Annotated in this window: 17 protein-coding genes and 2 tRNA genes (1 of these 19 only partly in view); 11 read left to right on the forward strand and 8 right to left on the reverse strand. The window is 32.5% G+C overall.

The window, feature by feature from the left end; genetic code table 11:
• The 3 genes in view from BLQ93_RS08380 to BLQ93_RS08390 are tightly spaced (at most 12 nt apart) and all read right to left on the reverse strand, a layout consistent with a single transcriptional unit that may run on beyond the window.
• Positions 1-1,706, reverse strand: the 5' portion of a protein-coding gene (locus BLQ93_RS08380; protein WP_092129584.1) for an elongation factor G. 289 nt of this gene lie to the left of the window's left edge; the window shows 1,706 of its 1,995 coding nt (coding positions 1-1,706); it begins with the start codon at positions 1,704-1,706; the stop codon falls past the left edge of the window.
• A 12-nt stretch (positions 1,707-1,718) separates the two neighbouring features.
• Entirely contained in the window at positions 1,719-2,258 is a 540-nt protein-coding gene (locus BLQ93_RS08385) for a hypothetical protein (protein WP_092129586.1), read from the reverse strand.
• Positions 2,259-2,260: 2 nt separating this feature from the next.
• Positions 2,261-2,857, reverse strand: coding sequence for a DedA family protein (locus BLQ93_RS08390; RefSeq protein ID WP_092129588.1), 597 nt, complete (start codon positions 2,855-2,857; stop codon positions 2,261-2,263).
• 300 nt (positions 2,858-3,157) lie between these two features.
• Between BLQ93_RS08390 and aroF the strand changes: the two genes are divergently transcribed.
• Complete coding sequence (gene aroF / locus BLQ93_RS08395) at positions 3,158-4,186, forward strand: 3-deoxy-7-phosphoheptulonate synthase (RefSeq protein WP_025392306.1); 1,029 nt, start codon at positions 3,158-3,160, stop codon at positions 4,184-4,186.
• Between the two features lie 27 nt (positions 4,187-4,213).
• Here aroF and BLQ93_RS08400 read toward each other — a convergent pair whose 3' ends face one another.
• Together BLQ93_RS08400 and BLQ93_RS08405 are read right to left on the reverse strand one after the other, a co-directional pair.
• Complete coding sequence (locus BLQ93_RS08400) at positions 4,214-4,804, reverse strand: 4Fe-4S dicluster domain-containing protein (protein ID WP_092129590.1); 591 nt, start codon at positions 4,802-4,804, stop codon at positions 4,214-4,216.
• A gap of 15 nt (positions 4,805-4,819) precedes the next feature.
• A complete protein-coding gene (locus BLQ93_RS08405; RefSeq protein ID WP_159427520.1) occupies positions 4,820-7,144 on the reverse strand; it encodes a molybdopterin-containing oxidoreductase family protein in 2,325 nt (774 codons plus the stop codon).
• Positions 7,145-7,320: 176 nt separating this feature from the next.
• Here BLQ93_RS08405 and BLQ93_RS08410 point away from each other — a divergent pair.
• Positions 7,321-7,396, forward strand: a tRNA-Lys gene (locus BLQ93_RS08410).
• 7 nt (positions 7,397-7,403) lie between these two features.
• Positions 7,404-7,481, forward strand: a tRNA-His gene (locus BLQ93_RS08415).
• 312 nt (positions 7,482-7,793) lie between these two features.
• On the opposite strand, the gene BLQ93_RS08420 is transcribed toward BLQ93_RS08415, so the two are convergent.
• Genes BLQ93_RS08420 through BLQ93_RS08430 form a run of 3 tightly spaced genes read right to left on the reverse strand, consistent with a single transcriptional unit; the run spans position 7,794 to position 8,895 of the window.
• On the reverse strand, positions 7,794-8,114 hold the full coding sequence (locus BLQ93_RS08420; RefSeq protein WP_092129594.1) for a TM1802 family CRISPR-associated protein: 321 nt from the start codon (positions 8,112-8,114) through the stop codon (positions 7,794-7,796).
• Between the two features lie 51 nt (positions 8,115-8,165).
• Positions 8,166-8,477 carry a CRISPR-associated endoribonuclease Cas6 gene (cas6, locus tag BLQ93_RS09870; protein ID WP_092129596.1) on the reverse strand — a complete coding sequence of 104 codons (312 nt, stop codon included), beginning with the start codon at positions 8,475-8,477 and terminating at the stop codon, positions 8,166-8,168.
• Positions 8,470-8,895 carry a hypothetical protein gene (locus tag BLQ93_RS08430; protein WP_092129598.1) on the reverse strand — a complete coding sequence of 142 codons (426 nt, stop codon included), beginning with the start codon at positions 8,893-8,895 and terminating at the stop codon, positions 8,470-8,472. Before BLQ93_RS08430 ends, cas6 begins: the two co-directional genes overlap by 8 nt.
• A gap of 384 nt (positions 8,896-9,279) precedes the next feature.
• Between BLQ93_RS08430 and BLQ93_RS08435 the strand changes: the two genes are divergently transcribed.
• The 8 genes from BLQ93_RS08435 to BLQ93_RS08470 all read left to right on the forward strand — a co-directional run bounded on the left by BLQ93_RS08435 (position 9,280) and on the right by BLQ93_RS08470 (position 16,092).
• Positions 9,280-9,855 (forward strand): Sua5/YciO/YrdC/YwlC family protein, encoded by a 576-nt coding sequence (locus BLQ93_RS08435; RefSeq protein WP_092129600.1) that lies wholly within the window; start codon positions 9,280-9,282, stop codon positions 9,853-9,855.
• A complete protein-coding gene (locus BLQ93_RS08440) occupies positions 9,852-10,610 on the forward strand; it encodes a fumarylacetoacetate hydrolase family protein (protein WP_092129602.1) in 759 nt (252 codons plus the stop codon). Before BLQ93_RS08435 ends, BLQ93_RS08440 begins: the two co-directional genes overlap by 4 nt.
• Positions 10,611-10,612: 2 nt before the next feature.
• Entirely contained in the window at positions 10,613-11,764 is a 1,152-nt protein-coding gene (locus BLQ93_RS08445; RefSeq protein ID WP_092129604.1) for an LL-diaminopimelate aminotransferase, read from the forward strand.
• Positions 11,761-12,246, forward strand: a complete 486-nt coding sequence (gene folK / locus BLQ93_RS08450; RefSeq protein WP_092129606.1) for a 2-amino-4-hydroxy-6-hydroxymethyldihydropteridine diphosphokinase — start codon at positions 11,761-11,763, stop codon at positions 12,244-12,246. The genes BLQ93_RS08445 and folK overlap by 4 nt, the downstream gene beginning before the upstream one ends.
• Before the next feature lie 128 nt (positions 12,247-12,374).
• Positions 12,375-13,169 (forward strand): 3-methyl-2-oxobutanoate hydroxymethyltransferase, encoded by a 795-nt coding sequence (gene panB / locus BLQ93_RS08455; protein ID WP_092129608.1) that lies wholly within the window; start codon positions 12,375-12,377, stop codon positions 13,167-13,169.
• A complete protein-coding gene (gene panC / locus BLQ93_RS08460; protein ID WP_092129610.1) occupies positions 13,162-14,007 on the forward strand; it encodes a pantoate--beta-alanine ligase in 846 nt (281 codons plus the stop codon). The genes panB and panC overlap by 8 nt, the downstream gene beginning before the upstream one ends.
• A gap of 10 nt (positions 14,008-14,017) precedes the next feature.
• Positions 14,018-14,383: an aspartate 1-decarboxylase gene (gene panD / locus BLQ93_RS08465; RefSeq protein WP_092129612.1), complete on the forward strand. Its 366-nt coding sequence runs from the start codon at positions 14,018-14,020 to the stop codon at positions 14,381-14,383.
• 125 nt (positions 14,384-14,508) lie between these two features.
• The gene (locus BLQ93_RS08470; protein WP_092129614.1) at positions 14,509-16,092 is read left to right on the forward strand and encodes an L-lactate permease; all 1,584 of its coding nucleotides are present in this window, start codon (positions 14,509-14,511) and stop codon (positions 16,090-16,092) included.
• The last annotated feature ends 12 nt before the right edge of the window (positions 16,093-16,104 follow it).

The following is a 16,104-nucleotide window of genomic DNA, read 5'->3' on the forward strand; positions in this document are numbered from 1 at the left end:
GGTTCCAAAAGCGTTGGCTTGCATTTTAGCACACCTTCTTTGAATGCTATGGAACCAGCCATTTGAAAAGAAAAATCACTTGAGTCAACAGGATGATACATACCATCTATAAGCTTAACTTTAATATCCGTCATAGGGTATCCTGCAAGTGGTCCTTTTTCCATAGCGCTTTTTACACCTTTTTCAACTGATGGTATAAATTGGCGAGGTATTGCGCCACCTACTATCATATCAACAAATTCAAACCCAGCACCCCTTGGCAAGGGTTCTATTTCTATTGTTACGTCTCCAAATTGTCCATGACCGCCTGTTTGTTTTTTAAATCTTGCTTTGTGTGTGGTTTTATCCTTTATAGTTTCTTTGTATGCTACTTTTGGTAGTTTTAGTTTGATATCAAGACCAAATTTTTTAAGGCGCGAAACTACAACTTCCAAATGATTTGTACCCATACCTGTTAGTATAAATTCGTTTGTTTCGGTATTTTTCTTAAAAGATAGTGTTAGATCTGATTCCAGAATTTTGCTCATGTATGTAGAGATTTTTTCGTCGTCATTTTTTGATGAACCATATACAGCATAGGAAATAAAAGGCAATGGCATTTTTACAAACTCAACTGGCGTGTCTTTTTTGTCATTTGATAATGTATCGCCTGTTTGTGTATATTTTAATTTAGCTACTGCAATTATATCTCCTGCTTCAGCTGATGTAAGATTTATAGGGTTTTTGCCAATCAAAGTTTGTATAGATCCAATGCGTTCTTCCTGGTCTTTGTTTAAGTTGTAATAAATGCTATCTGGTGTAAATTTACCGCTTAGGATTCTAATAAGGCTTAATTTTCCAGATTGAGGATCATTGTAGGTTTTAAAAACAAAGCCTTTTGAAGTATTATCTTCATTTTTAGCTGAAGGCAAATATGTGTTTGCGAAATCAATTAATGTTTGGGTATTATAACCTGCCAGAGCACTGCCTACAAGTACTGGTATTAATTTTTGAGAAGCTATAGCTTCTTTTAAAGTATTATTAAATAAATTTTGATTTAACTCTTCACCTGATAAATAATTTTCTAATAATTCATCATTTAAAGAAGACACTTCTTCAATTATCAAAGAATGATAATTGTTTGCTTCTTCTTTTAGCTGTTGGGGTAACTCTATTTCTTTTTGATTAAAATCATACGCTTTTAAGCTTAATGTATCAATGTAGCCAATAACTTTTTCTTTATCTTTAATTGGTATTTGGAATGCAATAGCTTTAAATAACTCATTTATAGATTTCAAAGCATTAGAAAAATTACTATTTTCTTTATCGATAGCATTTACAAAAACAATAAAAGGTTTATTTTCTTTCTCAAGCTCATAATAAAACCTTTCTGTTTGAGCTTTTACACCTTCTAGTATATCAACTACCAAAATAGCACTATCACTGGCTCTAATACCACAGAGTGCATCACCTATAAAGTTATGATAACCTGGTGTATCAATTAAATAAATTGTATTATTGTTGTTTTGAATATTTGCAATGGAAAGCTGTATTGAGACTTTTCTTTCAATTTCCTCGCTATCGAAATCCATTGTAAGGTTCCCTTTTTCAGCTGAGCCTTTTCTTGTTATTTTTTTGTTTGTAAATAGTATGTCTTCTACAAGTGTGCTTTTACCACAGCCTCCTGCTCCACATATTGCAATTACTTTTTTATTTACCTCGCCCATAAATAACCCCCTTTAAGTAAGCGATTTTTGCCTTAATTGCAGGCAGTAATCTTTATATTGAAAGAATTTATTTTCTTTTGAAGAAATATTGTTGTACCAATCGTTTAGCCAAACTGCATACTCTGGATGGTTTTGGCTATTTGAGCGTAAAATTTTATTTTGTAGGTTGTAGGCTATTATTTTGTCTGATACGTCTACTGACTCATTGGTTGTAACAAAATGGGCTTTTTGTGCTGTTATTTGATATTTACCTGGTGCTATTTCTTTTAAATCCAGTTTGTCTGTTTCATAAAAACCAATTATCAAATGTTTTACTTGATCATTGTGAACTATAGCTCTAAATAATATTATTATATGTTGATAATCGTCTTTTGATATTCTTTGAAGTTTTTCAAATTCATTAAAACCAACAATACAATCTAATTTACCATCAAGATTAAATCCTTCAGGGTAGGGTCCAGATTCAAAGCCATTTGCGCTTGTTGCTCTTGCTACAAATTCACCGTGAGAGTTTGCAGCAAAAAAAGGGATACTCAAGATAAGTTTTTCCATAATTACCTCCTTTTATATTTATAAAATAGGTACAAGATCAAAATTCCTCCAACTAACATTATGATGCCTACTATTCCAAAATACTTTTCAACCTCCTGGAATTGCAAACCTAAAAAATACCCTAAATACACATAAAAAAAGCTCCATAAAACAGCGCCTATAGCATCAAATGTAACAAATACAGCAAAGTTCATTTTAGAAATACCGGCAACTAATGCAGTGAAACTTCTTAAAAGCGATAAAAATCTACTAAATAAAACAGATATACCACCATATCTTTCAAAAAAGAACTGGGTAGGCTTATAGTATTTATCTTTAAGTAGCCTTTTTTTTATTATAAGGTCTCCAAAAAAAGTTCCTATAAAATAACTTGTTAAATACCCTAAAAAAGCTGCAACTATAACAACAATTAGTAAAGATTCTATTTTTAAGTATCCTTTTTGGGCCATTATGCCAGCTAATACTACCACGGTTTCGCCTGGAACAATGAGGCTTGCAAAAACAACGGTTTCTAAAAATGTAAAAATAAATACAAACAACAAACCATATTTTTGAATGTAAACGGTTAATTCAGATATTTCCATAATTGTTTCCTTCATTTAGAATATAAACTAAATTTATTCTAATATCAAGATTTTATTAAAAATTTGTAAAATGCTTATTATTTTAAGATTGTTTGTTTTAAGTTTTTTCTTGAAATATACAAAAATTTATGCTATATAGAAAAATATGGAAAAATTTGACTCTCTTTTAGCTATTGAGAATATAAATAGATCATATTGGTGGTATTACTTTTATAGCTGGCAGGAGTAGTCTATCCTTTTTAGGCTTTAATTAGCCGGTTGGGGTGGACTACTCCAACCGGCTTTTTTTTTGCAAAAAATTTATGAGGAGGTTTTATGATAGTTATAATGAAAAAGTCTGCTACAGATGAGCAGATTGAGAACGTTGTTAAAAAAATTAGCGAATTAGGCTTTGTAAGTCATGTAAGTAAGGGGAGTGAACGCACCGTTATTGGTGTTGTTGGGGAATTTTCAAAAGATAAGCTTAAGATAGATCCATTATCGTTGTTATCTATGGAAAGTGGGGTAGAAACAGTATACAGAGTATCAAAACCATATAAGCTTGCAAGTATAGAAAATAGGCCAGAGCCAACCACAGTTTATGTTAACGGAATTGCTATTGGTGAAGGAAAATTTACAGTTATTGCAGGACCATGTTCCGTAGAAAATCGTCATCAAATACTAACAACCGCAAAAGGAGTAAAATCAGCTGGTGCAAAGCTATTAAGAGGTGGTGCTTACAAGCCTCGCACAAATCCATATACTTTTCAAGGTCTTGGTGAAGAAGGTTTAAAACTATTAAAAGAAGCAAAAATTGAAACAGGTTTGCCCATTGTAACAGAAGTTATGAACCCAAAGGATCTTGATTTGATTTTGGATTATGCTGATGTTTTACAAATTGGAGCAAGAAATATTCAAAATTTTGCACTTTTAAAGCTTGTGGGCCAGACAACAAAGCCAGTTTTACTAAAGCGAGGTATGTCAACAACTATAGAAGAACTTCTTATGAGTGCTGAATATGTAATGAGTGAAGGCAATGCAAATGTAATACTTTGTGAAAGAGGTATTAGAACGTTTGAAACAGCTACAAGAAATACTCTTGATATATCCGCTGTGCCAGTTTTAAAAAAACTTACTCATCTTCCCGTAATTATTGATCCATCTCATGCAGCAGGAAAAAGAGATTATGTTGCTGCGCTTTCAAAGGCAGCTATTGCAGCTGGTGCAGATGGGCTAATTATTGAGGTACATTATAAACCAGAAATTGCAATATCAGATGCTTCGCAGCAACTAACGATACCAGAATTTGAAAATTTAATGAAAGATCTCAAGAAATTAGCTGAAGTTTTAGAAAAAGAAATGTAAAAAAAGGGGCTCTTTGAGCCCCTTTTTTTACTCAGTTTTTGCGGAATTGCTTATATAGAAATCATTTGGAAAAGTGCCATCTTCTGGTTTTAAAACCCAATAGTTTGTAGCTTCTTTTAGTAATTTAGAGACAATAGAGTTTGGATCATTTAAGTCACCAAAATTTCTTGAGCCACCCACACATGTTTGAACACATGCAGGTTCCAAACCGCTCTCAAGCCTTGGCAAACAAAATGTGCATTTATCTACAGCACCTAATTCTTCATTGTAATACCTTGCATCATATGGGCATGCTTCCATACATGCTTTGCAACCAATGCACATATTAGGTGTAACTAGCACAATGCCATCGCTTTTTCTTTTATAACTTGCACCTGTTGGACAGACCCATACACATGGTGGATTATCACATTGATTGCACAAAATAGGCATAAATGTCATTTTTCTAATACCATTTTCTATTTTTTCTATGTCTAAAACCTTTGTGCGATAATTTAATTTACCATCTGGTACTTCCCACATAGCTTTACATGCTACTTCGCAGGCTTTACAATTAACACATCTATCCTGAACTATAACCATAGCATAGTTTTTTTCTTTTTTTGGCCTTTCAAACATTGCTATTAACCTCCTTTAGGCTTTTTCGACGCTAACAAATGAATTCAAGAAAGCAGCAGCCCCACTTACCGGATCAGAATCATTAGAACAAAACTCAGCGTCTGAAACACCTTTTTTATAGCATCTTGTAACGTACGGCGAAAACCTTCCCCAACCATGAGCAATGAATATTGTGCCTTCTATGATTTTATCTGTCACTTTAGCTTTAACAGGGTAGGGTGATTTAAGATTACCTTTAACCAATACTACCTTATCACCATCTTTGATATTTATAGCTTTAGCATCTTTTGGATTGATCCATACACTATTGTCATCATAGTGCTCAAGCAACCATTCGTTATCTTGAGTTCTTGCGTGTGTATGAACTGCTACTCTACCAAAAACAAGCCTGAATTCATTTTGTTTTTTTGATTTATTTGGCGGAGTGTAGGTTGGTAGTGGATCAAACCCGCCTTCTTTTAAGGATTCGCAGTAAATGTCGATTTTCCCGCTGCCAGTATTAAAACTTACATCTTCTCCTAAAGCAATTGGATATGGATTAAATGGTGCCTTTTTGTATGCATCAAGCATTTTTTGATAGGCAACTTTTGGATCAATATCACCGCTTAAATCAACATCTTCTGGTATTGGTCCAAGTGATATTACACCATCTTTTAGTAATTTGTCTCTTTGGTCTTTTGGCATTTGGTTTAATGAGCTAAAGAATACGCCTTTTGCATCTTTATATGGAAAAAACTCACCAAGACCCATATGTTTTGCAATACCATGTACTATTGCCCATATGTCTTTAGTATCATAAACTGGATCTACAGCTGGCTCTCTAAAATGTACATAAGGATATTTCCAGCTGATAGATTTTAGTGCATCGTATTTTTCTAAGTATGTAGATTCGGGAAAAACTATATCTGCATAAAGTGTATGCTCCCATGGCAATATGTCAACAACCATATAAAAATCAAGTTTATTAATGGCTTCTTTAATCTTATTTGAATCACCATTATGGAATAATGGATTTGTTCCATAGCTAATCATTGCTTTGATTGGGTATGGCTTTTGTGTTCTTATAGCTTCCCATAAAACATTATCAAGTCCAAGTACCCCTACAATTTCTTGTGTAGTGTTAGGTAAATTTGTAAGTGACAAAACAGCATTAGCTGCATTTCTTTGTTGGGCTAGTTGAGCATATTTTGATTCTTCAACATCTGGCATATCTGCATTTGGAACTTTGATTTTGTTGGCCTTGAAAAAACCACCCGGTTGAAACCAGTTACCAAGCAAGGCATTTGCAATAGCAATAGCGCGTGAAAGCTGTGTATCAAAGCCATATCTGGTTGACCTTCGAGGTGGGACTATAATACAGTTCGGTGCAAAAGAGGAAATCTCTCTTGCAATCTGGATAATTTCATCTGCTTTTATACCTGTTTGGCTTTCAGCCCATTGCGGTGTGTATTTTACTATATGCGGTTTTAGTTTATCGTAGCCTGTTGTATATTTTTCTACAAAATCGTGATTAATCAAATCTTCTGTTACCATAACATTGATAAGCGCTAAAACAAAAGCAGTATCTGTTCCGGGTTTAATTTGCAAGAATTTGTCAGCTTTTGCTGCTGTATGTGTATACCTTGGATCAACATAAACTATTTTAGCCTTATTGCCAATAGCTTTTGCAAAATGGTAAAGCTCACTTACATGGAGTGATTCTGTCTCATTTCTACCAATTAAAATTATATACCTACTGTTTGACAAGTCATACGGCTCATGGCCACCAAGTGCTGCACCAAATGTATAATAAAATCCAATGTCTCTAGAACCTGTACATTGAGAATAAGCTGGTATTGCAAAGTTTGTTGTTCCACCTAAGACTTCAAAAAGCCTGTGAATTGCAGGCTCTCCTGTACCATGCATTTCAAGTGCAATTGTTTCTGGTCCGTATTTATCTATGACTTCTTTAAATTTTTTTGCAGCAAACTCAAAAGCTTCTTCCCAAGAAACCTTTTTCCATTTGCCTTCACCGCGTTCACCAACTCTAATCAATGGAGTTTTTAGTCTATTATCATCGTATAGAGTTTTAATACCTGCTTGACCTTTTGCACATAATTTGCCCCAATTTAATGGACTTTTGTCGTTGCCTTCAAGTTTTCTAACTTTGCCATCATTTACAAAAACTTTTTCCGTGCAATTCCAAAAGCACATTTCACAAAAATTAAAGGTTACCTTATCGGGCTTATACGGTTTTAATTCTTCCCTTGCCTGTGCTTTTGAATCAAAAATTAAAGGCACAGACAATAATGCAGACCCAGCCAAAGCACCCTTTAAAAAGGTTCTCCTCTTAATTTGCATAAAACCTCCTTTTTCAGTCTCGCCCCACATATACTATTCTGATGTAATTTTAGTCAAAAAATAAAAAAAATCCACTAAAATTTAGTTTGTAATAATTTTTCAATATATTAATATTGTTTTTTAAAAATTCATTTTTCTTGACAAAATTTTTCTTATAATTATCATAATTGATGTGTGGGCCGCTAGCTCAGCTGGTAGAGCAACGGACTCTTAATCCGTCGGTCGAAGGTTCGATCCCTTCGCGGCTCACCATATTGTGGTGGGTATAGCTCAGTTTGGTTAGAGCACCAGGTTGTGGCCCTGGGGGCCGTGGGTTCAAGTCCCACTACTCACCCCATTTATTTTTTAATTTTTTGCAATAATATTTTAGATAGTGTAATAAGTATGTGGGAAATAACCAGATTTTTACGTTATTACTGAATTATTTTTTTATTGGGAAGACCACTTTAGTGGCTGATGAATAATCTCATTGCTTAAAAAAAATTACTAAATGCAGATTTTTCGCTAGTGCTTTACAATGACGCTCCTTTTTGTCATCCTAAAAGGCGCGTAAGCGACGAAGGATCTCCTAAACATAAAAAATGAATAGATTATTTGCTATCGCTTCAGAATGACACAAACATTAAAAAAGTAAACAGTAGATATTTAGCTAAAAGCTTTTCGGAAGTTTTTTATTATCTTTTGTCAATTGATCTTCATTTGTTTGAGAATACTTTAAGATTTTTGTAATTTTTGAAGTAGGTGTTTTGTCTGGACCATTTGCACTACCTTTTTTATAAAAGTATTTCAATTTTTTATCTGGATCAAATTCTTCATAATCGATTCCTTCATATAAAGGATGATCAATATTTGATATGTTTAATTTTATTTTAAAAACATGTTTGTAATTGTTTCCAATGTCTTCTATGAATTCTTCCAGAAAATCTTTAGTTTTTTGTGTTAGACTTATCTGATAAACAGCTTCAATCATTAATCCTCCACTGAAGCGTATTTTAAAAATTTCAGAAAACTTAAGTAAAAATTATTGGATTACTTCTACCATTCCAAAACCCTGACTGTTTCTATTACCTAAACCAGCATCAATAATAAACTCTAACATCTTAGAATCAGCAAGCAACTTAAAATTACCAGTCCAACCTTTTATTATTAAACTATTTTTTGATCCAAATCTGACAATTTTTTCTTTGTTAAAACCTATTGGTTCTAATTTTAATTCTGATTCTGGCGGTTTTTTATAAAATGCTTCCCATTTTTTTGCTGCATTATTGGCAATTAAAAGAGAAAATTCTTTTTCATATGGATTATAATAGTATGTTTTCTTTTGTTTATATATGAAAGGTTGAGTGAACTTCTATGGGTGTAATAGCTCTAATTTTAATTTCATTTTGTGTAATTTGTGGGGGTTTTAATACCGAAACTTCTGATAGGTATAATTCATTTTGCCAGATACTTATTTTTTTAGTTGTAAAGCTTTTTGAAGCTAGGTTTTCTATTATCCAATTTACCGGTGAAGAAAATATAAAACTTACAATTTTTGGAAAAATGAATAATTTTTTTTCATTTATAAATTGAGCTTTTTCTAAAAAAGATGAAAAACAAAATAATTTAAATTGTCTTTTTTCATATTTAAAACCTATATCGTGTAGCCATGAATCTTTAATGTTACTATAAATAAACCATTGAATAATAGAATTAAACCCTACCTGTAAAACAATACTCTTTGGGCTCTCAAGAATAATTTTAATTCTCAATAAATCCTCTTAAAATAAATTTATAATATCATTTTATACCTTACATAAAAATTGTCAATTATTTTTATCTGATATTTGATAGTTATGTAAAGCGGTTGCAATATGATTAACAATTTGGTAAAATATAAATGATGAGTAAAAGTAAGTTGTGCCAAATTTTTCGAATTTCTGAAAATGAAATCATCGGAAGTTGCAATGTGTTTTGATATGTCAGAAAGATTTAATAGTAAAATAGTAGATAATTTCATCTCATGAGCAAAGTTTTGTATTGCTTTCATTTTACAAATAAAAAATACAGGTTTTGAGTTGAATTATGGTTACAAATAATAATAGAATTTGTTTAGGGTGAGTTGATTAAGCCCACTACTTGCCCCATAAATTTTTATGAAAACAATTGTGTGCAAAGACACAGATTCTTTTAAATATCTAAATAGCATAAAAAATGGGATCGTTATTTACCCAGCAGATACTATATATGGTATTGGTGCGTCCATATTTAATACTTATGCAAACAAAAAGATTTTTAAGATAAAAAGAAGAGATTTATCAAATCCTTTGATAGTTCTGTGCAGTCTTGATTTTATTTTAAAAAGTGCGTATGTAGATGAAGAAGCTTTGAATTTGTTAAATTTAGGCGCTACTTTAATTTTAAAAAATAAAATAAATTTGCCTTTTTATGTTTCAAAGGATGGAAAAACTGCTTATCGTCTTGCCTTTGGTCCTTATATTAAAAAAATTGTAGAGCGTTTTGCGCTAACTTCAACAAGTGTTAATATCTCAAAAAAACAGCCAATTAATAACTCAAAAGAATTGATAAAGTATTATTTTGGTATTGTTGATGTTATTATAACAGGTAAAACAAAAAACACAGCATCCACTATTGTAGATTTTGAAAATAAAGTTATATTAAGAGAAGGCGATAGAGCCGAAACTATTAAAGATTTTTTGGGGGGTTTATGAAGTTTTTGAGATGTTATCATGAGAACAAAGAGTATTATGGGTTGCTTGAAAATGAAAGTGTAAAGTGTTTGTCAAATAATTTTTTGTATAACAATTTTGAAGTTATTAAAAAAGCTAACATAAATGACATAAAAATTTTGCCACCAGTTTTACCTTCAAAAATCATTGGCATTGGTCTTAATTATAACGATCATATTCAGGAAATGAAAGATGAAAAGCCAAGTGTGCCTAAAATGTTTATTAAACCTTCAAGTACTGTTATTGGTCCAAACGAACCTATTATCTATCCCAAACATATGTCAAAAAGAGTTGATTATGAAGGAGAACTGGGTGTGGTAATTGGCAGAGTATGTAAAAATGTATCTGTCGATCAAGCTAAAGATTACATATTTGGCTATACAATTATAAATGATGTTACAGCAAGAGATTTACAATCAATTGATGGGCAATGGACCAGGGCAAAAGGTTTTGATACATTTGCACCAATTGGTCCTTTTATCGAAACTGAAGTTGATCCTATGAATCTAAAAATTACAACAAAAGTAAATGGGCAAATCAGGCAAAATTCTACAACATCACATATGATATTTAATGTGTATGAGCTTGTTTCATTTATATCCCAAATAATGACATTATATCCGGGTGATTTAATAGCTTCTGGTACCCCAAGTGGTGTTGGCGGTGTTGAAGTAGGTGATGTTATAGAAATTGAAATAGAAAAAATAGGTAAATTAATAAATCCAGTAAAGGAGTAAAAATGTTTAAACTCTCAGAAAGGATTGAAAAACTGCCACCCTATCTATTTGCAGAAATTGATAAACTAAAGACACAGGTAAAGCAAAAAGGCGTTGAGATCATTGATTTAGGCATAGGTGATCCAGATATACCAACGCCAAAAGAAATTATTGAAGCTGCAAAACAAGCCCTTGAGGATCCTCAAAACCATCAGTACCCCTCATACGAAGGAAGTTTTGAGTTTAGAGCAGCTGTAGCAAACTGGTATAAAGATAGGTTTAATGTAGATTTAGACCCACAAAATGAGTGTCTTGCTCTAATTGGCTCAAAAGAAGGCATTGCTCATTTGCCACTTGCTTTTGTTGACAAAGGCGATTATACGCTTGTACCAGATCCAGGATATCCAGTTTATGCTACTGCCACAATGTTTGCTGGTGGTTCTGTCTATAAGATGCCACTTTTGAAAGAAAATGGCTTTTTACCAGATCTGGACGCAATTGATAAAAGCGTGTTGAATAAAACAAAAATTATGTTTATAAACTATCCAAATAATCCAACAAGCGCTATTGCCACGAAAGATTTTTACAATAGAGTTGTTGAACTTGCTTTAAAATATGGTTTTTTGGTTGCATCAGATAATGCATATTCTGAAATTTATTACGATAATTACAAACCAGTGAGTTTTTTGGAAATTGATGGAGCAAAAGAGGTTGGCATTGAGCTACATTCTTTTTCAAAGACATTTAACATGACTGGCTGGAGGATAGGTTTTGCTGTAGGCAATAAAGAAGGTATCTATGGTCTGGCCAAAATTAAAACAAATGTAGACTCAGGTGTGTTTGGAGCATTGCAAACAGCTGGCATTTTTGCCCTAAATAACTACAAATCGCTAAATGAACCTATAAGAAACATCTTTCAAGAGCGCAAAAACCAGATGGCTCAAGCACTAAGAAAAGCAAATTTTGATTTTGAGGAGCCACTTGCTACATTTTATTTTTGGGTAAAAGTACCGCATGGTTATAATTCCAAAGACTTTGCCAAAAAATTACTTGAAGAAAAAGGAATTGTGGTAACGCCTGGTGTAGGTTTTGGAGACTACGGTGAAGGTTATTTTAGGATAAGCATCACAAACCCAAATATACAAAAAGCAGTGGATGCTATAAAATCATTATGAAATACAATAATGTTTTTTTAGGTTTGGGGTCAAATATAGCCGATAGAAAGAAAAATATACAAGATGCTATTAATTATATAAAACAAAACAACAAAATAAATATTTTAAAATTTTCAAGTTTGTACGAAAGCCCACCATGGGGTTATAAAAACCAGGAAAACTTTTATAACCAGGTTATAGAAATTGAAACTGATCTAGATCCATACGAGCTTTTAATTTTTGTAAAGTCAATTGAAAAGGCGATGGGTAGGCAGACTATCATAAAATGGGGTCCAAGAAATATCGATATTGACATTTTAATATTTTGGGATATCATTATTAAGGGTGATTTTTTGAACATTCCCCATAGGTATTTACTAAATAGATGTTTTTGGCTTGTAGCTTTAAATGAGTTAAATGATAACTTAAACATTTTAGGTAAAAATGTTAAAGTTTTACTTGAGCGCGAACAGGATCGCGACTCAATAAAAATTGTTTGTTAAGAGGGTAAATTTTTTGTTAAATAGCACAAAGACTCCCGTGGGAGCTTTAAGCGAACAAATTAAAATAAAAAAAGCCCAAATGCGTGTAAAATGCGTTTGGGCTTTTTTTATTTAATAAGGAGTAATTTATGAAAATGACTGTACCAAAGTTTGCGAGTATGAAATCAAAAGAAAAAATAACTATGATTACAGCCTATGACTATACCCAGGCAAAAATTGCAGATGAAGCTGGTATTGATTCGATACTTGTTGGAGACTCTCTAAGCATGGTTGTGCAGGGAAATAATTCTACATTGCCAGTTAGTTTAGATGAGATGATTTATCATGGCAAAATCGTAAAAAAAGGTGTAAGCAACGCGTTATTAATAGTTGATATGCCATTTATGAGTTACCAAGCATCAACCGAAAAAGCATTAGAAAACGCTGGTAGGATGATGAAAGAAACACTTTGCGATTGTGTAAAACTTGAAGGTGGTGAAGAATTTGCTCAAACCGTTTTTAAATTGGTTTCAAGTGGTATACCAGTTATTGGTCATTTGGGGCTTACACCGCAGTCTATCAATATTTTTGGTTCATACAGTGTAAGAGCAAAAACTGAAGAACAAGCGCAAAAATTAATAAATGATGCGATTAGTTTGGAGCAAGCAGGTGCTTTTGCTATAGTTTTGGAAGCTATACCGCTAAATCTTGCAAAAGAAATTACACAAAAGCTAAAAATTCCCACTATAGGTATTGGGGCAGGGCTTTATTGTGATGGCCAGGTATTGGTTTTTCATGATATGCTTGGGCTTTTTGATGATTTTAAACCAAAATTTGTTAAAAGATACGCTTCATTAAAACAAGATGCTCTAAAGGGTATTAAAGACTATATTAAAGAAGTGAAAAACAATGAATTCCCAACGTTGGAGTATTCATATGAGTGAAGTTATACACACTATTGAGCAAATGAAAGAGTTTTCAAAAAAAGCAATTTTAGCACAAAAAAGCATTGGTTTTGTGCCTACGATGGGTTATTTACACGAAGGGCATTTATCTTTAATCCAAAAAGCTAGATCACAAAATGATATTGTAGTAGTTAGCATTTTTGTAAATCCATTGCAATTTGCGCCAAATGAAGATTTTAACACATACCCAAGAGATTTTGAGAAAGATAGAATTTTGTGTGAACAAAATGGCGTTGATGTAATATTTTACCCAGGCTATGAAGAAATGTATCCACAAAGTTATCAAACTTACGTTGAGGTTTCTTTTTTAAGTAAACCGCTTGAGGGAAAATCGCGCCCCACTCATTTTAAAGGTGTAACAACAATTGTTTTAAAACTATTTAACATTGTAAAGCCAACCAGGGCATATTTTGGCAAAAAAGATGCTCAACAACTAATTATTATAAAAAAAATGGTGGAAGACTTAAATCTTGATGTAGAAATTGTGCCTTGTGAAATTAAAAGGGATGCAGATGGTTTAGCTTTGAGTTCAAGAAATGTTTATTTAAACGCTAAAGAGCGTTCTCAAGCTATTTGTTTAAAAAAAGCTCTTGATAAGGCAAAAGAGTTAATAGATGCAAAAATTTATGACTCTCAAACAATTATCCAGAATATGAAAAATGTTATAAATTCTTACGATTTAGCGCGCATTGATTACATTAGCATCAATTCAACTGATTGTTTGAGTGAGTTAAAGGAAGTAGTTTTGGGTAAAACTTTGATATCTTTGGCAGTGTTTTTTGGAAAAACTAGACTAATTGACAATATGTGGATTTAAAGGGGGGATTATGCTTAGAAATATGCTTATTGGAAAGATCCATAGAGCTACAGTAACTCAAGCAGATTTACACTATATAGGCAGCATAACAATTGATGAAGATTTAATGGAAGCGGCAAACATGAAAGAATATGAGTATGTGCATATTTGGAACATAGATAATGGTGAGAGGTTTCAAACTTACACAATAAAAGGCAAAAGGGGTTCGGGTGTAATCTGTCTAAATGGAGCAGCAGCGCGAAAAGTTGCTGTAGGTGATAAAATTATAATAGCAGCTTTTGGTTTGGTAGAAGACAGTGAAGCAGATAAAGTTGTACCAAAAGTTGTTATAGTTGATAAAGATAACAAAATTGTAGAAAAGTACGAAGGTATTTAATATATAGTTATTTTTGTTGTAGTTATTTATAAGCTTTAAAATTTTGTAAAGTGTAATTTTACATTTTCTTGACAATGTTTATATTTTTAATTAACATATTTGTAAATATATAAGGCGGAGGGTGTATGGATTTTTTTGTTGCTATTTTGCCTATTTTGCTTGTTTTAGTAGGTATGCTTGTTTTTAATCGCTCTGGTAGCTTTGTATCTGTTTTTGGTTGGCTACTTTGTTTTGCAATAGCTGTTTACTATTTTAAAACACCATATGCTGTAGTATGGGGCGCAACAATAATGGGTATTGTAAAAGCGCTTGGTATTTCTCTGGCTGTTACATTTACCATGTTTTTAATTTTTTTAATGAATGAAACAAAAGCTTTATCTAAAATTATCGATTATATAAAAGGCATAACTAAAAACAAAGAAGAACAAACATTATTTTTAGGTATGGGTTTTGGTAGTTTATCAACTGCTCTTGGTATGGTAACACCTGCTATGTTTCCACCAATATTTAGACTCCTTGGGTTCAGTCCTGTTGCAGCTATTGCAATAAGCATTCTTTGCTATGATCCACTAACTTCATTTGCGTTATTTTCTATACCCATTACGTTGCCTGCAAAGGTCGCTATGAGTTTTGGTATAAAGCCACCTGGTATAGATAGTTTGTCGAGTTTTGTGTGGGAGTATACTTTTAAGATTACGGCATTTTTGCCATTTGTTTCTATGCTGTTTGCATTTTTAATGTTATACACTGTTGGAGGGATGCATGCGTTAAAAAAGAACTGGATTGCTGCGACGCTTTCTGGTCTGGTATTATCTTTAACTGCTTTATTTTTGGCGTGGTCAAAAATTGCGCCGGTTGAAATTATAGGTGTATTATCAGGACTTGCCACTATGGTTTTTGTATACTTTTATTATAAAAATGGCTCCAATTCTACTCAAAGACAGACTTTTTTTCAAAAAGATCTACTTGTCGCATCTTCTCCTTTTATTATTCTTATTTTATTATCATTTATTGTAAATATGCATTCTGTTAAACTTTATTTGAGTAATTTACTAAATCCTTATGAAATAATTCACATTTTTGCTGATAAAAAAGAAGATTTAAATATTCTTTCCAGTGTATGGTTTTGGATTATGGTTGTTGGTATACTATCAATATTTATTTTAAAGCCCACAAAAGAACAATTAAACAAGGTTACAAAGCTTTGGCTTAAAAGGATTTGGGGGCCATTTTTGGCTTACTCATTATTTTTTAGCGTTGCATACATAATGGCATGGTCTGGTATGGATGTTGTTGGCTCAAAATTAGTTCCATCTTCAAACTTTACTCAAAACAATATGGACATTATAATATCAAGTAGTTTTGCCAAAAGTTTTGGATCTTTTTATCCATTAATTGCACCGTTTTTGGGTTTAATTGGAGCATTTGTTGGAGGTAGCGCTACTGCATCTAATGTTTTGTTTGCAAAAATTCAGTGGGAAGCTACAATATCAACTGTAGGTGCAAATGCATTTATGTGGATTTATGCGGCTCATGCTGTAGGAGGTGGCATAGCATCAGCTATCACACCGTCAAAAATTACAAATGCAGCAGCAACGATTGGTGTTGGTGGAAAAGAAGAAGCCCAATTTATAAAAGCAACAATTTTGCCAGTATTGTTTATGTGTTTGGTTGTTGGTATTTTGTCTATGATATTTATTTACTTGTAAAGGAGGCAATCT

Source organism: Desulfurella multipotens (assembly GCF_900101285.1).
Lineage (GTDB): Bacteria > Campylobacterota_A > Desulfurellia > Desulfurellales > Desulfurellaceae > Desulfurella > Desulfurella acetivorans.